21 protein-coding genes and 1 tRNA gene are annotated in these 25,741 nt (G+C 43.1%); 7 read left to right on the forward strand and 15 right to left on the reverse strand.

Annotation, left to right across the window (positions count from 1 at the left end):
* Positions 1 to 99: 99 nt before the first annotated feature.
* The gene (locus NJD71_RS07125; RefSeq protein WP_319051256.1) at positions 100 to 1,677 is read left to right on the forward strand and encodes a CYTH and CHAD domain-containing protein; all 1,578 of its coding nucleotides are present in this window, start codon (positions 100 to 102) and stop codon (positions 1,675 to 1,677) included.
* 201 nt (positions 1,678 to 1,878) lie between these two features.
* Here NJD71_RS07125 and NJD71_RS07130 read toward each other — a convergent pair whose 3' ends face one another.
* Positions 1,879 to 2,394 (reverse strand): L,D-transpeptidase, encoded by a 516-nt coding sequence (locus tag NJD71_RS07130; RefSeq protein WP_319051257.1) that lies wholly within the window; start codon positions 2,392 to 2,394, stop codon positions 1,879 to 1,881.
* Positions 2,395 to 2,534: 140 nt separating this feature from the next.
* On the opposite strand from NJD71_RS07130, the gene NJD71_RS07135 reads away from it, so the two are divergent.
* Positions 2,535 to 3,788 carry a hypothetical protein gene (locus tag NJD71_RS07135; protein ID WP_319051258.1) on the forward strand — a complete coding sequence of 418 codons (1,254 nt, stop codon included), beginning with the start codon at positions 2,535 to 2,537 and terminating at the stop codon, positions 3,786 to 3,788.
* A 154-nt stretch (positions 3,789 to 3,942) separates the two neighbouring features.
* Here NJD71_RS07135 and NJD71_RS07140 read toward each other — a convergent pair whose 3' ends face one another.
* The gene (locus tag NJD71_RS07140; protein ID WP_319051259.1) at positions 3,943 to 5,181 is read right to left on the reverse strand and encodes an argininosuccinate synthase; all 1,239 of its coding nucleotides are present in this window, start codon (positions 5,179 to 5,181) and stop codon (positions 3,943 to 3,945) included.
* A gap of 338 nt (positions 5,182 to 5,519) precedes the next feature.
* Between NJD71_RS07140 and pyrC the strand changes: the two genes are divergently transcribed.
* From pyrC to NJD71_RS07160, 4 genes are all read left to right on the forward strand, one after another.
* Entirely contained in the window at positions 5,520 to 6,590 is a 1,071-nt protein-coding gene (gene pyrC / locus NJD71_RS07145; protein WP_319051260.1) for a dihydroorotase, read from the forward strand.
* Positions 6,591 to 6,871: 281 nt separating this feature from the next.
* Positions 6,872 to 7,531, forward strand: a complete 660-nt coding sequence (gene rnt / locus NJD71_RS07150; RefSeq protein ID WP_319051358.1) for a ribonuclease T — start codon at positions 6,872 to 6,874, stop codon at positions 7,529 to 7,531.
* A gap of 282 nt (positions 7,532 to 7,813) precedes the next feature.
* Entirely contained in the window at positions 7,814 to 8,011 is a 198-nt protein-coding gene (locus NJD71_RS07155; RefSeq protein WP_319051261.1) for a hypothetical protein, read from the forward strand.
* A 52-nt stretch (positions 8,012 to 8,063) separates the two neighbouring features.
* A tRNA-Glu gene (locus NJD71_RS07160) sits at positions 8,064 to 8,139 on the forward strand.
* A gap of 217 nt (positions 8,140 to 8,356) precedes the next feature.
* Here NJD71_RS07160 and NJD71_RS07165 read toward each other — a convergent pair.
* From NJD71_RS07165 to NJD71_RS07220, 12 genes are all read right to left on the reverse strand, one after another.
* The gene (locus tag NJD71_RS07165) at positions 8,357 to 8,965 is read right to left on the reverse strand and encodes a BLUF domain-containing protein (RefSeq protein WP_319051262.1); all 609 of its coding nucleotides are present in this window, start codon (positions 8,963 to 8,965) and stop codon (positions 8,357 to 8,359) included.
* A 419-nt stretch (positions 8,966 to 9,384) separates the two neighbouring features.
* The gene (gene ispD / locus NJD71_RS07170) at positions 9,385 to 10,116 is read right to left on the reverse strand and encodes a 2-C-methyl-D-erythritol 4-phosphate cytidylyltransferase (RefSeq protein ID WP_319051263.1); all 732 of its coding nucleotides are present in this window, start codon (positions 10,114 to 10,116) and stop codon (positions 9,385 to 9,387) included.
* A gap of 108 nt (positions 10,117 to 10,224) precedes the next feature.
* On the reverse strand, positions 10,225 to 10,533 hold the full coding sequence (locus NJD71_RS07175; protein WP_319051264.1) for a septum formation initiator family protein: 309 nt from the start codon (positions 10,531 to 10,533) through the stop codon (positions 10,225 to 10,227).
* A 161-nt stretch (positions 10,534 to 10,694) separates the two neighbouring features.
* The gene (gene eno, locus NJD71_RS07180; RefSeq protein ID WP_319051265.1) at positions 10,695 to 12,011 is read right to left on the reverse strand and encodes a phosphopyruvate hydratase; all 1,317 of its coding nucleotides are present in this window, start codon (positions 12,009 to 12,011) and stop codon (positions 10,695 to 10,697) included.
* 328 nt (positions 12,012 to 12,339) lie between these two features.
* On the reverse strand, positions 12,340 to 14,700 hold the full coding sequence (locus NJD71_RS07185) for a heavy metal translocating P-type ATPase (RefSeq protein WP_319051266.1): 2,361 nt from the start codon (positions 14,698 to 14,700) through the stop codon (positions 12,340 to 12,342).
* Between the two features lie 216 nt (positions 14,701 to 14,916).
* Entirely contained in the window at positions 14,917 to 15,141 is a 225-nt protein-coding gene (locus NJD71_RS07190) for a heavy-metal-associated domain-containing protein (RefSeq protein WP_201559353.1), read from the reverse strand.
* Between the two features lie 199 nt (positions 15,142 to 15,340).
* Positions 15,341 to 15,595 (reverse strand): cation transporter, encoded by a 255-nt coding sequence (locus tag NJD71_RS07195; protein ID WP_025643884.1) that lies wholly within the window; start codon positions 15,593 to 15,595, stop codon positions 15,341 to 15,343.
* 40 nt (positions 15,596 to 15,635) lie between these two features.
* Positions 15,636 to 16,511 carry a 3-deoxy-8-phosphooctulonate synthase gene (gene kdsA / locus NJD71_RS07200; protein WP_201601289.1) on the reverse strand — a complete coding sequence of 292 codons (876 nt, stop codon included), beginning with the start codon at positions 16,509 to 16,511 and terminating at the stop codon, positions 15,636 to 15,638.
* A 213-nt stretch (positions 16,512 to 16,724) separates the two neighbouring features.
* Positions 16,725 to 18,359 carry a CTP synthase gene (locus NJD71_RS07205; RefSeq protein ID WP_319051267.1) on the reverse strand — a complete coding sequence of 545 codons (1,635 nt, stop codon included), beginning with the start codon at positions 18,357 to 18,359 and terminating at the stop codon, positions 16,725 to 16,727.
* 230 nt (positions 18,360 to 18,589) lie between these two features.
* The gene (locus NJD71_RS07210) at positions 18,590 to 19,726 is read right to left on the reverse strand and encodes a porin (protein WP_068036869.1); all 1,137 of its coding nucleotides are present in this window, start codon (positions 19,724 to 19,726) and stop codon (positions 18,590 to 18,592) included.
* A gap of 303 nt (positions 19,727 to 20,029) precedes the next feature.
* A complete protein-coding gene (locus NJD71_RS07215) occupies positions 20,030 to 21,139 on the reverse strand; it encodes a porin (protein WP_319051268.1) in 1,110 nt (369 codons plus the stop codon).
* A 526-nt stretch (positions 21,140 to 21,665) separates the two neighbouring features.
* A complete protein-coding gene (locus NJD71_RS07220; protein WP_319051269.1) occupies positions 21,666 to 23,870 on the reverse strand; it encodes a malate synthase G in 2,205 nt (734 codons plus the stop codon).
* A 736-nt stretch (positions 23,871 to 24,606) separates the two neighbouring features.
* Here NJD71_RS07220 and NJD71_RS07225 point away from each other — a divergent pair.
* Positions 24,607 to 25,257, forward strand: a complete 651-nt coding sequence (locus tag NJD71_RS07225) for a tRNA-(ms[2]io[6]A)-hydroxylase (RefSeq protein WP_319051359.1) — start codon at positions 24,607 to 24,609, stop codon at positions 25,255 to 25,257.
* A 170-nt stretch (positions 25,258 to 25,427) separates the two neighbouring features.
* Here NJD71_RS07225 and NJD71_RS07230 read toward each other — a convergent pair whose 3' ends face one another.
* Positions 25,428 to 25,628 (reverse strand): hypothetical protein, encoded by a 201-nt coding sequence (locus NJD71_RS07230; RefSeq protein WP_319051270.1) that lies wholly within the window; start codon positions 25,626 to 25,628, stop codon positions 25,428 to 25,430.
* Between the last annotated feature and the right edge of the window lie 113 nt (positions 25,629 to 25,741).

Genomic DNA, 25,741 nt, shown 5'->3' on the forward strand with positions numbered 1-25,741 from the left:
GGGCGGTTTTTTATTGCGATTTAAATAATCAGAGAATGGTAGACTAATAGTAATAAAGCTATCAATCAGAGCCGTCAGTCAGAATTATTAGGAGCCAATATGCAAGAGATAGAGCTGAAGTTTTTGGTACCAGAGTCACGCCTAAAAGGTTTAATGCGTCAAGCAAAAGTTAAATCTTCCCAAGTGACGCAACTGGCTGCACACTACTACGATACGCCTGACCAGCAGCTTGCACAGGCAGGCATTGGTTTGCGCATTCGAAAAGAAAACGATACTTGGGTCCAAACCATCAAAGCAGCTGGTGACGGTATTGCCGCTCGCTTAGAGCACAATGCTGTACTCGATAATGAGCAAGTACAAACGATGCTTGACGATAATGAATTGATGCCTGATTTAACGATATATGAAGACACCTCGGTCGCCCCTACACTGGCGGACTTTAAGCTCAAAAAACTACAAAAAGCACTGACGCGGTTGTATGTTACTGATGTACAGCGCACTACGCGATTACTGACAGAAACTAATGATGACGACATAAATAGCTGTATCGAAGTGGCCTATGATCAGGGAGAGATCATTCATGGCACTGATAAGACTCAGCAAAAAACCATTCAAGAAATAGAGTTCGAATTGGTGTCAGGAGATATAGACTTTTTGTTTATGACAGCAAAAACATGGTGTAAGCGCTACAAGCTGTGCCTATCTACCATAACCAAAGCTGAGAATGGTGGCTTATTGATTAATGAACAAGACCATAGTCCAGCCGTTGATGCCGATCTTAGCCAGTTGCAAGTAGATAAAGACAGTAGCGCGCCCGCCTTCATAAGGTCTGTAGTACATAATTGTCTACTACAGATACTGCCCAATAGCAGTGCTATTATCGCTGGAAGCACTGATCACGAGCATATTTTACAGCTAAGAGTTGGAATAGATCGCCTGCATGCTGCCCTAAAAGCATTTGCTGATTTCTCTGATGAGATTAACCCTGAATGGCTGTCGATACTCGAACAGACGGCAAATTTGCTTGGCACTTATTATCAACTTGCTTATATTGGTTCACATATCGAGCCTGAGCTACAGGCACTCGGCGCACCTGCTGTTGACTGGACGACAGATATCGAAGATATAAAAATCACACCTATCAATACGCTGCAAGCCAATGATTTTCAGATCACTTTGTTAGAGTTGATTGCTTTTACTATGAGTGATCCAAGCATTGAGCCTCACACTGATCAGCTTGCCTGCGATAAGTTGGCAAAGATTCTAACTAAACAGTATAAAAAGTGCATTAAAACCAGTAAAAAAATTGAGGCATTCAGCAGGCTTGATGACAATGACGATATAGATGAAGACGTGATTGATGACAGTCAATCAGAAGACAAGTTGTGCAATCATCTAAAAGAGCTGCGCTACTTTAGTGAATTTTCTATTCCCTTGCTAAGTAAGAAAAAATCTAAGAAAAAGACCAGACGTTGGCTAAAGCGGCTGGCAAAAGCGCAATCAGCATTAGCACAGCGCAATAATGATAGCAAATATCATGCGTTTTATGCTTTAAAATCAGCCACAGATACAAACGCATTATATGGAGCAGGTTGGTTTGCCGCCATGCTTACTGATGACCCCACTTATATTGAAGCACGTTTGGCTAAATTCAGAGACAGCGCTACGTTTTGGTAAAGTTGTCATCTAGCACTGATGCTAATGACGATACTAACAACGATAAAAAAGACAGCTTACTTAATACGAGCTGTCTTTTTTATCGTCCATTTTTCCTGTTTAGCAGCCTCTCTCATCGTCGAATGCTCAGTATTAGTGGTTATAACTAGAATCATATGACTATAAGACTCTCTTATCTAAAGATAAGTTATCCACTGACAGTCAATTGGGCACGATGGTTACTGGCATGCCCTCTTCGACTTGTTCAAACAATTCAACAATATCTTCATTGCGCATACGCACACAACCATGTGACAACGGTATGCCCATCGGCTCGGTATCAGGTGTACCATGAATATAGATGTACCGATCATAAGTATCACAGCCGCCTTGGCTGTTGCTACCTTTGTTTGACCCTTCTTCCAATCCGCTTAGCCATAGGATACGGCTCAGTATCCAATCGCGGTTGGGGTGACGCGTACCCAGCTCCTCATCATATATTTCACCAGTTGGTACACGTCCTACAAACACGGCACTCATGGGCTCACTACCCCCTATTTTCATTTCGATAATATGCTTACCCAGTGGCGTACATCCACTATCCTGCTGACTTCCGATACCGTTTCTTGCAGTCGATATCGTGTATCGTGCAGTCTCAGCGTGCTGCTGATAAACCGTTAACGTTTGCTCAGCAATATTGATCACCAACTGCTGATCAGGTGTTTTGTTATGAGTCATAAATGTATCCAACGATCAGTCATTAATAAGATTACCATTAGCATAATCCGTAAGATGATTAAAAATTTCTATTATTAAGGGATTGTATCAAGGCATTGGGCACCGTAAGATAGGGGCACACTTTTTGATGCTAGCAGATTATGACGACTATTTCACCGACACGTGTGTCGATGTATGATTTTTTATATCATGATACCAAGCCAATGCTGTCGCTGTTGGCTGATGCCTCACAGCTCTCATTGCCACAAGCGCGCTTGGCAATGGATGCCAGCCTACAAGCAATTCTAAGTGCGCTACTTGCCTATCAGCAGCAGCATCAAGGACAGGTACTTAGCAAAAGACTCTTCGGACGTGCTGCTGTCAAAGAATTGCGACAGTATAACTCTATGAATTTTGCAACCATGAAGGCAACACTATATCACCGTCACGATGCTGCAGATGCTGTATTTAGTGACAATGCACGTGTCATAAAAGCGAGCGATCATATTGCTGAAAAAATTGGTGCCACGACGCAACAAGTTCAGATTTTACTTACCTCTTTGTGCGTGATTGTGCTGCGCGAATTGGCTATTCTGGCAGAATATAGCCAACTTGATAATGACGAGCGAAATAAATGGTTTGCTATGCAGCCACAGTTTTTGTCAGCAGCAAGATTTAGTACAGATGAGGTGCAAGCAGTACCCGCTGAGACAGAAAATATCGATAATGAGCCTGATACGCTGACAGAGCGCTCAGATAATAGTGTAGATAGCGCCGCAGAGCTCACACTATTAAACACTGAACAGCTATCAGGTACGCCGCCGCCATTTGATACTTACTGGTACGAGTTGACTGGATTTAAGCCTGAAAACTATGAGCCTGTACAGGACATGCAGTTAGCGACTGGCAATTACTTAAAAGCCATTGGTCGCTCACCTGATAATTTACAGCAAGGTCGCCATAACGACATGCTGGTATTTACAGAGATGCATGCAGTTGTATTACCGCATCAACGCTGGCTATTACAATTGGCGAAGATCTCTGACATCTATCTTAGTCGGAATCGACTGCGTGTTAACTCTGAACCTGCCAACCCGCCCAAGCCGCCTTTGGTAAGTTTAGGTTTGATCGGTGGTAATCAAGATAACACTCCGACGACGACAAGTGAGAAGCCCATAGAGTATGAGAAATCTAAACCGCTTTGGAAAAATCCTGTCATTCTCATCATCATACTGGTCATCGGTGTGCTTGGTGCGCTCGCTGCTCTCAAATATCAATCGCAAAAGTCTGATGGACTCATATTGGCTACCGAAGAAGTACTAGAGCAAGATGCCATTGAAGAGCGTCAGCAGCAGGATGTCGCTATTGTCATGGTAGATGATGACGATTCTGACACTGCAGTAGTGGCTGAGTAGGTATTTACTCTCGTCAAATTTGTGTTCGAAAAACTCAAGGCAGAATCATGAGTAATACAATAAAAAGTGACTAGCAATAAAAAAGAGACTCTATATTAATAGAGCCTCTTTTTTGTGTGTCATTCAAATTAGCCAATAGATAGGACAGGCAAATCTATTTTGATAAATCGCGACCACGGCTAGCTTCGATAGCTAAGCGTAGACCATTTAGACGAATAAAGCCTTCTGCATCTTTTTGATCATAAGCGCCAGCATCATCTTCGAAAGTAGCGATTTTTTCGTCAAATAATGAATCGTTTGACTTACGGCCAACGACACTCACGCTACCTTTATATAGTTTTACACGTACAGTACCGTTGACGTATTCTTGTGATTTGTCAATCAATGACTGTAGCATCATACGCTCAGGGCTAAACCAGTAGCCATTATAGATAATTTTTGCATAGCGTGGCATGAGCTCATCTTTTAGGTGTGCCGCCTCACGGTCAAGCGTTAACGACTCAATGCCGCGATGCGCTTTTAGCATAATCGTACCTGCTGGCGTCTCATAGCAGCCACGTGATTTCATACCAACATAACGGTTTTCAACGATATCTAAACGACCGATACCATGTTTTCCGCCCAGTTCATTCAGCTTGATCATTACTTCATACGGCTTGAGCGTCTCACCATCGATAGCAACGATATCACCTTTTTCGTATTCTATTTCTAAATACTGTGCTTCATCAGGTGCTGCTTCTGGGCTAACAGACCAACGCCACATGTCTTCTTCTGCTTCGGTATATGGCTCTTCCAAAATACCACCTTCAAAAGAGATGTGAAGTAGGTTGGCATCCATTGAATAAGGCGATTTTTTCTTGTTGCCAGCATAATCAATGGCAATATTATGCTCTTCAGCATATTTCATTAAGCTTTCACGGCTTGACAAGTCCCACTCACGCCAAGGGGCAATGGTGACCACGTCTGGAGACAGAGCAACTGCCCCTAGCTCAAAACGAACCTGGTCATTACCTTTACCAGTTGCACCATGACTGATAGCGTCGGCGTCGTGTTCTTTGGCAATCTCAACCAAACGCTTAGCAATCAATGGACGGGCGATAGACGTACCGAGTAAGTATTCACCTTCATAGATGGCATTGGCACGGAACATAGGGAATACATAGTCACGAGCGAACTCTTCGCGCAAGTCTTCAATATGAATATGCTTGATACCCATCGCTTGAGCTTTGGCTCGTGCTGGCTCAACTTCTTCGCCTTGTCCGATATCAGCGGTAAAAGTGATCACTTCCGCATCATAGGTTTCTTGCAGCCATTTAGCGATGATTGAGGTATCAAGACCACCTGAATATGCCAATACGATTTTATTAATATTTTTTGGATCAAGTTGAGCCATGAAAAACTCCTGTTATGAGAATGTAGTTTTGGGAAACGCGCTAAGATCAAATCGAAAGCAAATTGAAATACAATTACCCGCTCAGTGTACATCATATTTACTATAGGCAAAAGTCTAACTGCCACACAGCGTACGGTTTTAGCTCAATTTTCAAACCATACCATTTCCTAATCTCAGCACTTATATTTTATGTGATGAAAAAAACCAAATAACGTTCCCTAAATTATGTACAGATATTTAGCCTTATATTTAGTCAAGTGAGCAAATCTGTTATGATAGGCACACAGCATCACTCCCTTTTGTTTCCTTTATTTGACGATATAGAGCGCTTTGACACTATGACTGATTCGATTAGAGAATTGACCATCCTTCAACCAGATGACTGGCATATTCACTTGCGCGACGATCTAGCATTGAGCACGACCGTACCTCATGCAGCAAGTAGTTTCAACCGCGTGATCTGTATGCCAAATCTAGTACCACCTGTCAAAAATGCTCATGATGCGCGAGCCTACCGTACGCGTATTATGGATCAGTTAGCCGCCAGTGACTTGAGTCTGGAGCGAAAATCGGCTTTTGACCCCCGTATGACTTTATATTTGACTGATAATACCACTGCTCAAGATATTGAGTTGGCAGCGCAGTCAGGCATCGTACAAGCTGTCAAACTGTATCCAGCTGGGGCGACTACCAACTCTGCCGATGGCGTCACTAATATTAACGCTTGTGTCGATATATTTGAAGCATTAGAAAAGCACAACTTACCACTGCTGATACATGGCGAAGTCACCCAAGACCACGTAGATATCTTTGATCGCGAAAAACGTTTCTTAGATGAAGTGTTGGCTCAGATCATCGTCAAATTCCCCACACTAAAAATCGTGGTAGAGCATATCACTACCAGCGATGCTGCGGATTTTGTATTGTCTCAAGGCAACCATGTTGCAGCGACTATCACGCCGCAACATTTGATGTTCAATCGCAATCATCTGTTGGTTGGCGGTATCAAGCCACATTTTTATTGCTTGCCTATTTTGAAACGTGAAAGCCATCAAAAGGTGCTGCTGGATGTTGCAACCAGTGGTAATCCTAAATTCTTCCTAGGCACCGACTCTGCACCACATGCAACGGATAAAAAAGAAGCCGCTTGTGGCTGTGCTGGCTGCTATAGTGCAGCGACTGCTCTACCGTTATACGCAACTGCTTTTGATAGTGTGGGAAAAATAGACAAGCTAGAGGGGTTCGCCAGTCGTTTTGGTCCGCAATTCTATGGTCTACCTCTAAACGAGAGTACCATTACACTCGTTAACACCCCTATGCAAGTGCCAACTGACTATCCTTATTTTGATGGTGCTTCTCTGACGCCGCTTATGGCAGGTGAAACATTGCCTTGGTCTCTAAAGGCATAGTGCTCGCAGATTTTAGCACTTATAAAGAGATCTATTAACATCATGATATTAACGATGCCTTTGTACTATATTATTTAGTATTAAAGGCATTATTAATATCATAGGATGCTTATTTTTTATTCAATATACCAGTACGACTGATAAAAGTGATTTAACTTGATATGACCAACCAAAATACAGCAACTTTGCCAAGCGAAGAGTTATCAAACCCTACTGACACAAGCCTCAATGTGACTGTAAATACTACGGCGGATGACAAGGTAGATGACGAACACGCACCTATGCGTTTAAAAGATCGTTTTCGCAAATTTTTACCTGTTGTCGTCGATGTTGAAACAGCGGGTTTTAATGCCCAGACTGATGCGCTACTAGAAATCGCCTGTATTCCTGTGCTACTTGATGAGCAAGGTGTATTTTATCCGGGCGAGGCATTTAATGCTCACGTTGAGCCGTTTGAAGGAGCAAATTTAGAACCAAGCGCTCTTGCCTTTACTGGTATTGATCCTAATAATCCCCTGCGTAAAGCCATTGCTGAAGACGAAAAGTCTGCCTTGCGCCGTATTTTCAAGGGATTAAAAGATGTGCGCCGTGAGGAAGACTGTCGTCAGTGTGTCTTAATTGGTCACAATGCGCATTTTGACTTGGCATTTTTGAACGCTGCCGTATTACGTACCAATAGTAAAAACCACAATCCTTTTCACAACTTTTCGGTATTTGATACCGTGACCTTATCCGCACTGGCATTTGGTCAAACTGTGCTAGCACGTGCTTGCAAAGCAGCAGGGCTTGAATTCGATGGTAAAAACGCACACTCAGCACTATATGATACTCAAAAAACTGCTGAGCTGTTCTGCCACATACTCAACCATTACCCTATGTTGGCCAATGCCATGCATAATGAAGACGCCAAAGAAGAATCAGTCGACAATAATAGTGAATAAGTCACATATCATGTATTGCCAACCACACGTAATAGTGCTATTTGTAATACTTGATGACTTTGACATCTTGATTTGATAATCAATAGGGATATGATTGATATCACGATAAGCAGGCGGGATTACTTTTATGACAGTAAGTATCATATTCTAGGATGAACAATATGATTAACTTATAGTGAAATATCGCTTTTGAGCGATACAGTTATATCCTATAGATGATTTGAGTTGCTCACACTGTCTTGGTAGCCAATACTACTAAGACCTAATTGGAGGGACTTTATTATGGATCCACAACTGAAACTATGGGGGACCATCATTGGTTATATGCTACTTGCTTTGACCATCAGCGCTTGTACTTCTTTATGGATTCGACATCATTTAAAGCGTAAAGACCTACACCCTCGCCGTGCAATTAAAAAAAGATATTTAATTTTAAAAAGACGTAGAAAAAGGCTTGACAGGAAGCGCCGACGCTATTAAAATACGCACCACTTCAGCATAAACGGTGAAAGCAGTTGGAGTGTTGTTACTAGTCCCCATCGTCTAGAGGCCTAGGACACCGCCCTTTCACGGCGGTAACGGGGGTTCGAATCCCCCTGGGGACGCCACTATTTGGCGTCACTTATTAGCACTTTTGCCAAGGCTTAAGATTAGACTAATAAGTACACCACCAAAAAGCCCCTTCATAATTTGTTATGAAGGGGCTTTTTTTATGCCTATTGTTTAGTCCTCAAATTATTTATTCAAAAAAGCCAGCATCTAGTGCTGGCTTTTTTCAAATGTATCCTAGATTAAATTGTGCTTACTACGATATGTCTTTAGCGATTACAGCATTAACCATAATAAAGTAGCCGCTATCATCAAGCCCAATACAGTTTGAATCAAAAAGAAAGCTTGATGTTGACCCACAACCTTACTTAGCGCCACTCCTAGCGTACTATATTTGATAGGAGAGGTATCGACCTCGCCTGTTCTATTTTGTTTCTCGTAATAGTCTTGTAGGATATCCAAGAATTTTCTCCACTGATCAGACTTCCATGTATAAGGCTTGAATGGCATTAATGGTTTGAGCTCAGGGTCTTTAGTCATCCAGCGCTCAAGGGTAATGGAGCGTAATGACCAGCTACCAAATCGGCGCTCTGTAATCTCTGAAAAATCTAAGATTTCCAATTCTTTATGTCGGTCATCGATCAACAAGCGATTTTTTAGATTGGTGAGTGCTTGCTCTGAACCTTCCACGCACTGAAAAAAATAACCATTGCCATAGCAAAGAATGCCGGTGATGTCATCGGCATGGTTACGTTCTACGGCAGTCTCTGAAATGTCATTAAGCGTGCTAGGGCTTGAAAGACCAGTAGAGGTAATCCGGCTTATATATACAAGACGGCAGAGATCTGTCGTTACTGGATTTGTCGAATCGTTGATTGTTGACAATCAGCCTCTCCCTATGATTGGGTAAATATCGCTAAAACAATCATACTAACTTCAGAAAAATATAGAGACAACGCTTCTATGCGTGATGAATGAGTCTGATATATTATTGATTTTATAAGTTTTTATATTAATTGTATTAAGTTAGTTACATCATAGGTTAGTTTAGTCATCAAAGCAACCTCTTTCGATTGATAGTCTCATCTCTGTACAAAAAACATGTAACAACAATATATTATATTTCAAGTTAATATATGCGAGCTGATATATACCGTGATATAGGCTTTTTACTACTTACTATGATTTGATATTTGAGAAGGCATTAAGACACCAACTAATGATTAATGTTTATAGAATATGTGACTCGAGAATGGTAGCTGCCTTATATAAAAAGCAACTTGATCGTGTTGAGGAGAATGGAGTTAGGATTGAATAGTCAGAATTGCTGAGAGCAACACCGCATCATCGGGATACGTAAGCTTTATGTTTTGTCGACTACCAGACACTAGACGTATCGGTAACTCTAAATGCTCAAAAGCACTGGCTTCGTCAGTAATACTGAGCTGGTGTTCCGATACATAATTTAGGACCCGTCTGAGCTGCCCTAAACGAAATACTTGCGGCGTTTGTGCTTGCCATATATTGCTACGGTCAATAGTACGCTTGGCATAAGGGCTTTTACTGCTGCCCTCTTCTATCGATACCGGCTTTGTATGAGAGGTTTTTAACGTATCTGCTACTGGTGTTGCCAAGATAGCGCCATAAGGCTCCCTCATTGCCGCTTCAATAACTTGATCTATATCAGCAACAGGCACTGCAGGACGTGCCGCGTCATGAATTAGTACCAGATCTGAATCATTCGCGCCTGTCTGTCTGATTGACTCAACCCCTGCTTTTACCGACTGCCAGCGCTCTTCTCCGCCGACTGCGTAGTATATAGGGATAGCAAACTCTAGCTGCTGCGCTGTATTATCATCTGCCGCTATAACCAACAGACACTTATCGATATAGGTACTACGACCGAGCCGTGCCAAACTATGCTGCAATAATGTCTGATCTTGCAGTGTCGTATACTGTTTGGCGATAGACGCACCAAAGCGGCTGCCGCGACCAGCTGCGACAATCATAGCGTGAATGCTTGGGGGTTTATTCATAGTGGTGTACTCATGGTTGGGGCCATGACAGTATATTTAAAGGAGAATGCTGAAAGGTAATTACTGATTTTGTGATAGGTCATAACGTACGGTAGTACTTCATACAAACTAGTAAGCGCTATGGGTCGTAGGTGCAGTAGACACTTGAACGAAGGTCTCATTGGGCTTAATCAGTCCCAGGTCTAGACGCGCATGTTCCTCTACCGCTTCAAGTCCGGTTTTTAAGTCTTGGACATCGGTACGTAATAGATTGTTTGCTGCCACTTGATTGTCATTCATGCGCTGTTGATCTTCAATTTGAGTGGTCAACTTATTATGTTCAAACCGACCATTTTCACCCAGCCAATACTGATATTGCAATCCCAAAAGCACTGCAACGGCTAAAGCAAGTAGTATAAATTGGCTAAAGTATTTCATAAGATGATAACGCCAAACGACATAGAAAGAATGATAGTAGGGTTTTGAGCTGATCAGGCGATACATAAGTAATTATATACCGCCTGATTTTGACTGTCATCTCAGTTTACGATATCGGGATCTTTGACGTACAATACACATCAAAAATCCCAGTCAATCTCTTAACCACGTAAACCGATAAACTCTTCACGGCCACGATAGCTTGCACGTACTTGCTGCTCGATACGTAGCAACTGGTTGTACTTTGCAACGCGGTCTGAGCGGCATAGCGAGCCTGTTTTGATCTGACCTGCTGCCGTACCAACTGCTAAATCTGCGATAGTGCTGTCTTCAGTCTCACCTGAACGATGCGAGATAATAGTAGCGTAGCCATTTTTCTTCGCCATATAGATCGCATCTAGCGTCTCTGACAAGGTGCCAATTTGATTAAACTTAATCAAAATAGCATTGGCAATATGCTTATCAATACCTTCTTGCAAGATCGCAGGATTGGTCACAAACAGATCATCACCAACCAACTGGACTTTGTCACCGATCTGCTCGGTCAGATACTTCCAGCCATCCCAATCCGACTCATCAAGACCATCTTCGATAGAGATAATAGGATACTGGCGTGCCAGCCCAACTAGGTAGTCTGAAAATCCTTGGCTATCAAACGCTTTGTTGCCTTCGCCTGCCAAAACGTATTGACCATCTTTATAAAACTCACTGGCTGCACAATCTAGCGCCAAATGGATATCTTCACCGGCTTTGTAACCGACTTGCTCGATCGCCTGCATAATGACGGTAATGGCTTCTTCGTTACTACGTAAGTTTGGTGCAAACCCACCTTCATCGCCGACTGCTGTATTTAGACCTTGTGATTTCAACACAGATTTCAAGCTGTGGAAAATCTCTGTACCAGCACGCAGCGCTTCTGAAAAGCTAGTGAAGCCTACAGGCTCAATCATAAATTCTTGTATATCAACCGTATTGTCTGCGTGCTCACCACCGTTCAAGATGTTCATCATCGGTACAGGCATAGTCAATGACGTCTGATTGCTCAGGTTGGCAATGTACTGATGTAATGGTAGATTTTGTGACTTAGCTGCCGCTTTGGCAGTAGCAAGTGACACCGCTAGCATGGCATTGGCGCCTAGGCTTTCTTTGTTTTCTGTACCATCTAATGCAATCATGGCATCATCGATACCTTGCTGCTCAGTCACATCTTTGTCCATCAAAGCACTACGAATTTGACTATTGACATTAGAGACGGCTTTTTTGACACCTTTACCCATATAGCGAGCATTATCGCCATCACGTAGCTCAAGCGCTTCACGTGAGCCTGTTGATGCGCCACTCGGAGCAGCAGCACGTCCGACAGTGCCATCAGCTAAGATCACATCAGCTTCGATAGTTGGGTTACCGCGTGAATCTAAAATTTCACGAGCGCGGATGTCTTTAATTGCGGTGACGTTGTTGGTTTCTTCAGCGTACATAATGTCTGTTAATTCCTTTGGTCATGCCAAGTTTGTGAGATAAATAACGGCAACTAGAATACAAAAAAGATAAAGCAAAATATCATATAGCACATACACCAAGAACACTCTAACCCTATATGTCATATAACTATACTGACATAGTAATGACAGGTTTTTTGAGCGCGTTAATGGTTGGCTATAGTGCTTGGCATCATAGCATATATTTTACCAAACTTCCCTTATCTTACACTGACTTGCGGTCATAAATATAATCAGAGATAAGCATATCTACTATAATGTTTCGGTCTGTATTCATACAACCCTACAGCCAAGCCAACACTTTTACTTATGCTTTTATTAAAGGGTCTTTGTCCGTAGGGGAAACGGGTACTACCTGCTCAAGCTCAACGGCTGTCTGAAAACGTGTCAACCGTAGTGCATTCATTAAGACAGAGATGGAGCTCATCGCCATAGCAGCGGCGGCAATCATTGGATTCAAAAACCCAAGTGCAGCAAGCGGAATACCAAGACAGTTATAAACAAAAGCAAAAAATAGATTCTGTTTGATATTGCGTAGTGTTGCTTGAGCGATTTTTTGCGCCGCATCGATATGCATGAGCGACTCACCCATCAATCGTGCAGAGGCGCTGTGCTGCGCCACGTCCGTCCCCTCGAACATAGCAAAGCTGGCATCAGCGGTCGCCATCGCTGGCGCATCGTTAACCCCATCTCCTGCCATGGCTACTTTATGACCAGCAGTTTGCAACCGTGCAATTTGGCTAGCCTTGTCACGTGGACTCATCTTGCCATAAGCGTTGTCGATGCCAAGCTGTGCTGCCACATGATCGACGACAGATTGCTTATCACCACTCATCAAAATCACATTGATACCCGCATCTTGTAGCGCAGTGATTGCCTGCGGCGTATCTGCTTTTAAGTCGTCAGCGAGAGCGAATGCCCCTAACGGCTCATCGTTAATACTGATTGCAACCGTACTGGCAATTTGCCAGACCTTTGGCATCAGTTTAGGTAACGTTAAGTTAGCAAACTCTGGCGTACCAATTTTTATCAGCCCAAGCCCTTCGATATTTGCCTGTATGCCAGCACCTTTTACAACACTGATGTCGGTCACATCGAATAGTGACAGCTGACGGGCTTTGGCTGTATTGACTAACGCTGTCGCTAATGGATGACTGGCATGCGCCTCGACACTGGCAGCGATCTGCAACACATCATCAACAGCAAGCGATCGATCTACCATGACATGATCAACGATAGCCGGTTTTCCAAGGGTTAACGTCCCTGTCTTATCAAGTACGACCGTATCAATATGACCTGCCGCCTCAAGACTTTGCGCATCTTTGAACCAGACGCCATGCCTTGCTGCAACTCCCATGCCCGCCATAATCGCGGCAGGCGTTGCCAGCCCTAGCGCACAAGGGCAAGCAATTACTAATACCGACACCGCATGCATAAGCGCCGTATCGACCATCCCTGTCAGCCACCAAGTGATGGCAAAGGTAATAATAGCTATAGCTATCACCACCGGCACAAAGATAGCGGTCACTCTATCAGCAAGGCGAGCCAAATCTGCTTTGGAGCCCTGCGCATCGCTCAGCGCTTGTACCATGTCGCCAAGCTTGGTATCACGGCCTTTAGCACCAACTCGGTATAATAAACTGCCGTTCTCGACCAAGGCCCCTGCTAACAGCTCATCACCCACTTCTTTTTTTATTGGTACCGACTCGCCTGTTAGATGACTCTCCTCACACCAGCCGCTGCCCTCAATCACTGTGCCATCGGTAGCAACGCGGCTGCCTTGCTTAGCACGTAGGACGTCATCCATTTGCACATCAGATAACCCAATATTATGAAATTCACCATTTGGCTGCTGCTGCTCTACTTCATCAGGTGTCAATGACAATAATAAATCAATACTGTTTAGGCTGTGCTTCTTGGTACGTTCCTCAAGATATTTACCTGTACGCACAAAGGCAATGACCATCACCCCTGCTTCAAAATATACGGCTGGGCTATTACTCGCACCGTGTCCGCCCAGATGCCCACTTTGCAAAAGACTGTTTAAAGTACCATCGCCATGCGTGAGCCAAAGGTAAGTCGAATACGCCCATATTGTGACAGTACCAATAACTACCAGTACATCCATATTGGCAAGACCACCTTTGATCGATGCCCAAGCACTTTTGTAGAACGGTAGCGCAAAGCCAAACTGCACAATCGTTGCTAAGATAAACTGAACCCAGATAGGTGGCATCCACGCCATGCCAGAACCTGTCAGCATGCCTGCCATACCAACCAAAAATGGTATCAGACAAATCCACAATCCAATTAAACGCCATGGATACTCAATTGCCGTATCCTTATCTGTCTGTGCAAATAAGCTATCGCTGGCTTGTAGGTTGGCGACAAAGCCAGTCTTATTGACCCATTCTGCGATTTGCTCAGGCGTAGTTTGTTCAGGATTATAATCAACGTTCGCCGTCTCGCCGGCAAAGTTGACATTGACCTTATAAACCTCATCCTTTTTATTCAGCACCTTCTCGATCCTAGAAGCACAGGCCTGACATGACATGCCGTCAATCGCTAGCTGTAGATGAGCGCGCTCTGGCTGCAAGGCCGTATTGGCCTGAATATCAGTATCTACTTCGTAAGATTCGTCAGTAGCGGTGCGGGAATAATCAGTCATGGGAGCACTCATTTAGCGATAATTAAAGAATAAGTATATTATAGTAGTTATAAGATTAGGCTTTACAGACGGTTTTCAAGTGACATTGACCGGTTGAGTACTGTCAGTCGTTTAAACCAAGCGCTTACAGCGATTTGATTCGAGCTATAAAACAGTGAGCTACAAAAAAAACCAGTCATTTAAAATAACTGGTTCTGCTAGCAATTAAAGGGATACTTATGAATTAGCGACGCTGGCATCAAACCCTGCATCGTCGATGGCAGTGGCGATTTTTTCTGCACTAGTTTTTGCGTCATCAAAAGTAACCGTAGCCTGATTATCTGCTAAATCAACCGCGATACTGATAACGCCATCCATACCAACGGTAGCGCCATGCACACTATCTACACACTTCTCACAAGTCATACCGTCGACTTTTATAATTCTCGTTTGATTTGCCATATTCGGCTCCTTATTATTATCTATGAGTTATTGTTCATGAGTTAACTGCTCACTATTAGTGATTATAAATAATGAGTAGCTGCTATATACGGTAAGATATATTGGTGCTAACAACAAGGGTGTTTGGTTAACACTTTATTAGTGTCTGTTAAGTTGTCACTTACGATAAATAAAGTCCGCTCTATGTATTTATAAACCATTATTCCATGTTACGCGGGTTCTGCGGCGCATCAATAGGAAAAGGCTGGGTGACATAATCCACCATGCTGATAGCAGCAGTAAAGGCATGAATACTCGTATCGGTATCATCATAGCGAATTAGCGCGATGTTCGTAGCAGCGTCAAGCTCAACCGCAGTAACCCCATCGATATTTTTGAGCGCTGTCATCACCCCATCAATGCCCTCTTGGTCATCAATGTTTTCAATACTAACCTTTGCCGTTTGAATAGCCATCGCTTTATCCTTCTACAACCGTTAAAAATTGACAGATACCTTACTGAGTATCTAACACCGCAAATCCTTTGACTAGCTCATCAATCTGCTTTAGCTGACGCAAGAAGGGCTCAAGCTGACTGGTACGTAGCGCACAGGGGCCATCACATTTAGCTGCTTCAGGGTTGGGATGCGCTTCTAAAAACAGCCCTGCAAGCCCTGTCGCCATACCAGCCCGCGCCAGCGTGGTTATTTGCTCACGGCGACCACCAGCACTATCACTACGCGCGCCCGGCTGCTGCAAACTATGGGTCACATCAAAAAACACCGGCACATCCATTTGCTTCATGGTATCAAAGCCGAGCATATCAACGACTAAGTTGTTATAACCAAAGGCGCTGCCACGCTCGCATAGGATGAGCTTGTCATTGCCAGCTTCTAAGCATTTATTCATAATATGACGCATCTCATGCGGCGCTAGGAACTGGGCTTTTTTGATATTAATAATAGCGTCGGTCTTAGCCATCGCTTCGACCAGATCGGTCTGACGCGACAAAAAAGCCGGCAGCTGAATGATATCGGCCACCTCAGCGACAGGCTGCGCTTGATACGGCTCGTGCACGTCAGTGATGATGGGTACTTGGAGCTTCTCTTTGATTTGTCCGAGCCAATCTACGCCTTGCTCGAGACCTGGGCCACGAAACGAGTGCAGACTTGAGCGATTGGCCTTATCAAAGCTGGCTTTAAACACATAACCAATCCCTAGGCGCTCGCAAATCTCGATATACTGCTCAGCGATCTCAAACGCTAGCTCCTTAGACTCCAAGACATTCATGCCGCCAAATAATACAAACGGCTGATCGTTACCGATATTAATGATGTCGTTGTTGCCGCTTTTAAGCTCAATATGCGACCGCGCAGTTAATAGATTATCCATAAAGTCGTTACCTTCGTTATTATTATCTCTAGCTCATATTGTAACCGATAGCAAACTAAAGAAAAGTGCTTGATTGCAACAGATAAAATTTAACCACAAAATAAAAGCGATGTAGCAAAATAATCCCTAATACATAAGTTCTAATATAGGTCATAAAAAAAGACCAATCCGAAGATTGATCTTTTGGTCAAGCCTATAGTTATAGCTACACCATTATTTGCTAGCGCTGTATTTCTTCGAGGCATTGACAAAGCTATTAAATAGCGGATGACCGCCACGTGGTGAGCTGGTGAACTCTGGGTGGAACTGTACCGCGATAAACCAAGGATGCTCACTAATCTCGACTGACTCAACCAAATGCTGCTTGGCAGAGTAGCCTGAGATTTTCATACCATTTTGCTCAAGCGGCTCAATATAGCGGTTGTTCATTTCATAACGATGACGATGACGCTCGCTGATACGTGTTGCGCCATAAATTTGGCTCAGCTTGCTGCCCGCAACCAACTCTGCTTGCTGTGCGCCAAGGCGCATGGTGCCGCCAAGATCTGAATCATCGCTACGAATCTGTAGCTCGCCGCGCTCATCCAACCATTCGGTAATCAGACCAATAATCGGCTCAGCAGTTTTGCGGTCAAATTCAGATGAATTGGCATCGATTTTTAGCACGTTACGGGCATATTCAATGACTGCCAGCTGCATACCTAAGCAAATACCCAAGTACGGTACGTTGTTCTCACGTGCATAGGTGACGGCTTTTAGCTTACCGACTGTGCCACGCTCACCAAAACCACCTGGAACCAAGATAGCATCGGCTTGCTTTAAGCGCGCAAACAGGCTGTCATCTGTTTCTAGACGTTCAGCATCAATATAGTCGATGTCTACAGACACCTGATGGGTAAAGCCAGCGTGCAATAACGCTTCGTTGATAGACTTATAAGCATCAGGTAGCTCGACATATTTGCCAACCATAGCGACAGTGACTGTCGACTCTGGGTTGAGCTGTGCTTCGACCACTTTGTCCCAATCGCTAAGATCTGCTTCTGGCACATCAAGACCAAAACGCTCACAGATAAGATCATCAAGGTCTTGCTCATGTAGCGTACGCGGTATTTGATAGATACTTTGCGCGTCTTCGCACATGATGACCGCGCGCTCTTCGACATTAGTAAATAGCGCAATCTTACGGCGATTGTCAGGCGAGATATGATGATCCGAGCGGCAGATTAAGATATCAGGCTGTAGACCGATAGAACGCAGCTCTTTTACTGAATGCTGCGTTGGCTTGGTTTTAGTCTCACCAGCACTAGCAATATACGGTACCAAAGTAAGATGCATTAGCATGGCTCTATTACGACCAAGCTCTACTTGCATCTGACGTACGGCTTCCATAAATGGAAGTGATTCGATGTCACCAACGGTACCGCCAATCTCGATAATCGCGATGTCATAGCCTTCGCCACTGGCAAGAATTTTACTTTTGATTTCATCAGTGATATGCGGAATCACCTGTACCGTACCACCCAAATATTCACCGCGGCGCTCTTTATTCAAAACGTTTTGATAGATACGACCACTGGTGAAGTTGTTGCTCTTACTCATCTTAGAGTGGCGTAAGAAGCGCTCATAATAGCCCAAGTCCAAATCGGTCTCAGCGCCATCTTCGGTGACGAACACTTCGCCATGCTGGAACGGACTCATCGTACCTGGATCGACGTTGATATACGGATCCATTTTGGTCATCGTCACGCTCACGCCACGTGCTTCAAGGACTGCGGCAAGAGAGGCTGCGGTAATACCTTTTCCTAGTGAGGACACTACCCCACCGGTCACAAATATAAACTTGGTCATAGTACTCTGTCGGTAATTGGTAAAGAAGGATTTTACTAAAAATACGCCACAAAATATAGGGCAAAAGCGCAAACTCTTTAAAACACTCAGTTTTTAACGCTTAATTGTCATAAGTGCGTAATCATCGTAAATACGTAGCTATTATAACCCACTGCGGCTTTAAAAAGGTCACAACAAAAAAACTCACCCCGAAGGATGAGTTTTTTATAATACGTTTTCTAATGTTTAGATTAGAATTTGTATTCTAGACCAGCACCGACCACGAAGACGCTAGCATCACCACGCGCTCTGACAAGAATATCTTTATCACCGTCATCTTGACCAGCAATGAAAAGATCATTTTTTAAGTCTGCAGTGTTATTACCGACATAAGCATGTGCAATTATATTCTTTCTAAAGCTATATTTACCGCCTACGACGATTTGATCTGAATTATTTTCATTAATGCCTCTTAAGTTATCCGTTTTATTGTACTGTGCATATATTGAGGCTGGACGAGCGAGGTTACTTAGACCCATCTCAGCACTTAATATCAATCCTTTTTCAGTTTCATTAGTATCATCAAAATCAGCTTGTTGGTATAGAGCGCCCACTTTTACTGGATAAGCAACATAATTACTTAGATCGACAGTAGCCGTCCCACGGATCATATCGCCGCCCGTATTAGTACTACTGGGATTTTTAGTAGCCAGATCACTCTGATAAGCAACACCAGCCGTAAAGCCATTGCCTGGATTAAATAGTAATGAGGCACCATAGCCGCTGTCACGACTATTATCGTCAGATATAAAGTCTTCATCAGCACCATACTGCAACGCAAGCTCTAATGGTAACTCATTGTATTTAGGCGCTTTCCAGACGATAGAGTTATTAACTCGGTAACCATCAGCTAAGGTTAAAGCATTGGCTAGTGTATTTTTGCTTAAACTACTAGCACCCACATTGTCCCAGTAACCTTCATTGACCGTGACATTATCGATATAATCAACGACTGAGTAGTTACGACCAAAGCGGAATTCGCCAAGGTCTTTATTCTTTAGACCCAGATAAGTATCACGGCTTTTAAAACCGATGTTACTGCTGCCACTATCATCAACCTTGATTCCATACTCTAATTGGTAGATCACATCAGTATTGGCAGTCATGGCTTCAGAACCTTTGAAACCAATACGTGAAGATTTTGATGCGATTTCTACTGAACTGTTGTCTTCATTAATGCTTATACTACTATCGTCCATAGCTTCTCGTTCGAATGAAGCATTGACATAGTTGGCGGTAACAAATGCTTTGCCATAAACAGTCGGTGCCGCTTGAGCTGTAGATACTAATAGCATTGCGACTGATGAGGCTAAAAATAGTTTTTTCAAAAGACATCTCCACTTTACAATTTTTTTGATAAATTGGCTAAGATTGGCCGATATATATAATAGCAGGGTGACTACCCTATAGAACATTTATATATATGAGCTAGAAGCATTACTTAGACACAACTTTACCAACCAAATATTACAGTAAGGTGAAAAAACCAAAATTTACACAAATGTTATTATTAATTTTACGGATTCTGTTATTTAAGACACGCTGTTGTTCAAGACACAGTATTGATTACAAAACAAAAAAAACTCACCCCGAAGGATGAGTTTTTATATGCTATTTACTTGCGTGTGATATTAGAATAAGTATTCTAGACCAGCACCGATAGCGAATACATCAGCGTCGCCACGTGCATCAATCACTTCACCGGCTTGATCAGTTTCAGCATCTCTTACGATGAATAGACCGTTGTCTAGGTCAGCTGAGTTTTGACCGATATAAGCGTGAGCAATCATGTTGTCTTTGAAAGAGTACGTGCCACCCAATACAACTTGGTCTGAGTCATTGCCGTTAAGACCACTTAAGTTTTCAGTTTTGTTGTACTGAAGGTATACAGTTGCTGGACGAGCAAAGTTAGCCAGACCCATTTTAGCACTGATGATTAAACCATCTTCTTCATCTGCACCATCATAATCAGCTTGCTGATATAGTGCACCCAATTTTACTGGATAAGCACTGTACTTGCTCAAATCGATAGTCGCACTACCACGTAAGATCTCACCATCGATACTCATATCGTCATCTAATGCGATACCAGCAGTGAAGCCGTTACCTGGGTTGTACATCAATGATGCACCATAACCATTGTCACGATCATTGCTATCAGATACAAAAGCTTCATCAGCACTGTACTGTAATGCAAGCTCTAATGGTAGATCGTTGTATTTAGGAGCAAACCAGATGATAGAGTTGTTGATACGGCTACCATCAGTAAGGGTCAATGCTTCGCTCAATGTCCCTTCATCAAGAGAGCTTGAGCCGATGTTGTACCAATAGCCTTCAGTAACAGTTACGTTGTTGATGTAATCAGATACTGAGTAGTTACGACCAAAACGGAACTGACCGAAATCTTTGTTGACTAGACCAAGATAAGTGTCACGGCTTTTGAAAGCGATGTTGTCTTCGCCAGAATCATCGATATTGATGCCATACTCTAACTGATAGATAACATCAGTGTTAGCAGTCATAGCTTCAGAACCTTTGAAACCTAAACGCGAGAGGTTTGAGTTGATTTGTACTGAATCGCTGTCTGTACTGATGCTAGTATCGCCGTCCATAGTTTCGCGATCAAGTTCAGCATTTACGTAGTCAGTAGTAACGAATGCTTTACCATATAAGGTAGGTGCTGCTTGTGCGGCAGATACAGATAGGGCTGCGATTGCTGTAGCTAAAAGTAACTTTTTCATGGGGTATCTCCACTTTACAATTGTAGTAATGAGCAAGCTATTATTAGCTGGCGCCCATAATGGTATCGTCACAAATCCTCAAAGATATAATGTGTAACTGGCTACCGAGATTAGTCAGAAACAAGTGTGGCGAAGTTCTATTACAGTAAGATAAAAAACCATGACTCACATGACTGGGATTAAACAACGTAACTGCCATGTAAACTTAAGTCTTATGCGTCCTACTGCGTAACATCCGTTACCAAACTCATACTTCGAGTATAAGCATAACAACTTTGACATAATTTGCAACATATTTTTAAGTCTTTGATGACGAAAAATCCTTAAACCCATATTTAATCTAAGGTTTAACGATTATTTAGATAAAAACAAAAAAATACCCCTACTCGCCATTGGCAAATAGGGGTAACTTTTATAAATAAATAAAAGAAATACATTGCTTTAAATATGCTTGAGTAATACTAAGTATTGAAGGACTACTTAACCATGGATAAGTAGCCCTAAAATGGCTTTTATAAATAAGGAATTAGCAATGCGTATTGGCTTTTAAGTCTAAACGCGCTTGATGCAGTAGTGGCTCAGTGTAACCACTAGGCTGCTCGCGACCTTTAAATACTAGATCACAAGCCGCTTGGAACGCATAAGAGTTATCGAAATCAGGTGCCATATTTTGGTAACTAGGATCGCCCGCGTTTTGCTCATCGACGACTTTTGCCATGCGCTTCATGGTATCCATGACTTGCTCTTCGCTTACCACGCCGTGATGCAACCAGTTAGCGATATGCTGACTTGAGATACGCAAGGTTGCACGGTCTTCCATTAGACCTACATCATTGATATCTGGTACTTTAGAACAGCCAACGCCTTGGTTTACCCAGCGTACGACATAACCTAGGATACCTTGAGCGTTATTATCAAGCTCTTGCTGCTTTTCTTCTTCTGTCCAGTTGCTATCTTTGGCCAATGGAATGGTCAAGATATCATCTAAGCTGGCACGCTCACGGGATTTTAGCTTGTCTTGTACGTCGGCTACGCTGACTTGATGATAGTGGATGCTATGCAAGGTGGCACCTGTTGGTGATGGTACCCAAGCAGTGCTGGCGCCTGACTGCGGATGCGCCGCCTTAGTCTCCATCATCTCTTTCATCTCATCAGGCTTCGCCCACATACCTTTACCAATCTGAGCATGTCCCTGTAGACCTGTCTCTAGACCGATATCCACATTCCATTGCTCGTAAGCTGGTTGCCATGCTTGCGATTTCATTTCACCTTTTGGTACAAATGGACCTGCATTCATACTGGTGTGCATCTCATCACCAGTACGATCTAGGAATCCTGTATTGATGAAGATAACGCGCTCTTTTGCTTGGCGAATGGCTTCTTTTAGGTTGACCGTCATACGGCGCTCTTCGTCCATGATACCGATCTTTAAGGTATTACGCTCTAGACCTAATAAGTCCTCTGACGCATTAAACAAGTCGTTGGCCATTTTAACTTCTTCAGGACCATGCATTTTTGGTTTAACAATATACATAGAGCCTTGACGTGAGTTTGATAGCTCGTTTTTGCCTTTGATGTCGTTAAGCGTTAATAATGGCGTGATTAACCCATCCATCAAGCCCTCGAACACTTGCTCCTGACCGTCGCCCAAATCAACTAAAATTGCAGGGTTCTGCATTAGATGACCGACGTTACGAATTAGCAATAGCGAACGACCTGGCAGGATTAGCTTGCCGCCATCTGGTGTATTGTATTCACGGTCTGGGTTTTGTTTGCGAGTACGGGTTTTACCGCCTTTTTCGAAGGTTTCTTGTAGATCGCTATTCATTAAGCCAAGCCAGTTACGATAGACTTCAACTTTTTCTTCTGCATCTACAGCAGCCACTGAATCTTCACAATCTTGAATCGCGGTCATGGCTGACTCAAGTAGTACATCTTTGATATTTGCTGGATCATCTTTGCCGACTGGGTGGTTAGCATCAATCTGAATCTCAGCATGCAAGCCATTGTTCTTTAACAGAACTCCCGTAGGCGCTTCAGCGTCACCAACGAAACCAACAAACTTACTGGTGTCTTGTAGCGCGGTAGTGCTATCGCCTTGTACAACCTCAAGCTGACCATCGACCACCTTAAAGCCAGTCACATCATTGTATGACCCCGATGCTAGTGTAAAGTGCTCGTCCAAGAATGCCTTAGCATAGGCAACAACGGCTGCACCGCGAGTAGGGTTGTAGCTGCCTGTCGCTTCTTGACCATTTTCGTCACTGATCACATCAGTACCGTATAACGCATCATACAGACTGCCCCAACGTGCATTGGTCGCGTTAAGCGCGTAACGAGCGTTACGTACTGGTACAACTAGCTGTGGACCTGCAATATGAGCAATTTCATCATCGACGTTTTTTGTATCGACCGTAAAGTCATCACCTTCTGGCAATAGATAACCGATCTCTTTTAAGAATTCTTTGTAAGCTGGGTAATCGATCTCGCCCTCTTTGGCAGGGTTTTGCAAGTGCCACTCGTCAATCTGCGCTTGAATCTTGTCTCGGGTCGCAAGCAGCGCTTTGTTACGTGGTGTGAATTCTTTAATAACCTTTTCAAAGCCCGACCAGTAACTGTCTGAGTCGACACCGACTTTTGGTAGCACTTCATTCTCAACAAAGTCATACAACTGCTGGTCGATGGCAAGAATACCTTTTTGAATACGATTGGCGTTAGAAGACTGGCCCATGTTGTTATCCTTATTTGTTTGTGAGGTGTGGTAATACTAAGTTGTAATGATCACTATTGAAAAATACGTGTTGCCAATGGCTATGTATATAAGTTAGCAATCAGCATACATACCAACATATAATGTATGTTCAATATCGTAGCAGGGATTTTCGACCATTTATAAAGAAAGACTGTATAAATCTTATATTTTGATACAGGATTAGCAGTTGCTATAATGCTCGCTACCCGCTACTAAATGACAATCAGTAGTAAGACACTATGCCTAAAAAGCAGAATATCATCCTACTATCAAATAATAAAATAAACAAGCAATCCTCATTTAGTAGATAAATACTGAGGTTGTATAATAATGATACCGTACAGAGCGTAAGCTATAGAGGCTATGACTGCCCAACACAAACTTGTGAATGCTCAGTTTCATCTGAATAGTAAGTAGCCATTACTATGTAAAGTAGTGTTCAAATACCCTCTATCATTCAATACATAGACTGGTAGATAGAAGCTAATATCAATCGTGTTGCAAGCGCTTGCTAACCAGTTGTCCTAAACCCACACTTATAAAAAAGTTCTTTTATACTATGACCACAAACCAGCCAGAACTCTCAACATTAATGCCGTCAGATACGATTAAAAAATGCAAAGCTCATGATGATAGCTCTCAAGAAGCAGCTGAACACAGTATCTCTAAAGCAGATGTTTCCAAGACAGACGTTATCGCACAGGGCAATATCGAGATGGAGGAAGACAGTGTCGATATCGCGCATCTGCGCTCCCCTATCAAAGTAGATCTATCTCCTGTTTATAGTTTTTTGGGCGCGCGCACCACACAAGCTTGGGTAGATGCTGCCCTTAATAACTTGCCACTGATCATTCAAGATCATGCCAACTGCGAAAAGAAGGCTGCGGGTACCGCGATGAACTTAATATTCCGTTATGAGTTCTCCTATGACTTGCAGCGTAAATTGGCACAGCTGATACGTGAAGAGATGCTGCACTACGAGCAAGTGCTAGGTATCATGAATGAGCGTGGTCAGGACTGGAAATATTTGAGTGCTGGTCGCTATGCTAAGGGTATGCTAAAGCACAAGCGCACTTATGAGCCAGCAGCGATGGTAGATGTTTTGATTATTGGTGCATTTATCGAGGCGCGATCTTGCGAACGCTTTGCAGCATTGTCCGAGGTTATCGATGATGAACGCCTAGCAAAGTACTATCGCTACTTACTAAAGTCAGAGAGTCGTCACTTCGAGGACTATCTTGTGCTTGCTCAATCGTTATCAGAGGATAATATCGATGAGCGGGTTGCATTTTTTAAAGAGGTAGAGGCTGAACTGATAGACAGTCCTGATGCTGAACTGCGCTTTCATAGTGGCACGCCTGCCTAGAAATGCCTATATAACCGATATCTTGTCGCTGATATTTCGTTACTACCATATGCAACAGACATAGAAAAAGGCACTGCAATTGCTTGAGTGATAGACTCTTTTAATTGCAGTGCCTTTTTTATTTATGCTAATACTGAAGCTGATATCGAGACTAGTATTGGCTATTAGTACTATTTATTATTTTCCATAAGCGAGCTGTCATATTGCTTATTGCTTTTGGCAACATTGTGCGGGTCATGATCTCCAGTTGCTTCGTCTGCTGCTGCTGGATTTACTTTCTGTAGCGCGTCGTCTGGCACGATACCGTTGTTGTCATCTGCATCTTTTAAACTATATTCGTCAGTAGCATGCTCATCATGTGATTTGGTCATCGGTATCCCCTATTATTTTTATTTGTTGCCGAGTACATCTTCGGCTCAGTGCAGTTTTGCTTGATACGTTAAATACAACCGATGGCGTTATGGACGCCATTTGTCTTCACTTG

Origin of the sequence: Psychrobacter sp. PP-21 (assembly GCF_033790785.1) — a bacterium.
GTDB lineage: Bacteria > Pseudomonadota > Gammaproteobacteria > Pseudomonadales > Moraxellaceae > Psychrobacter.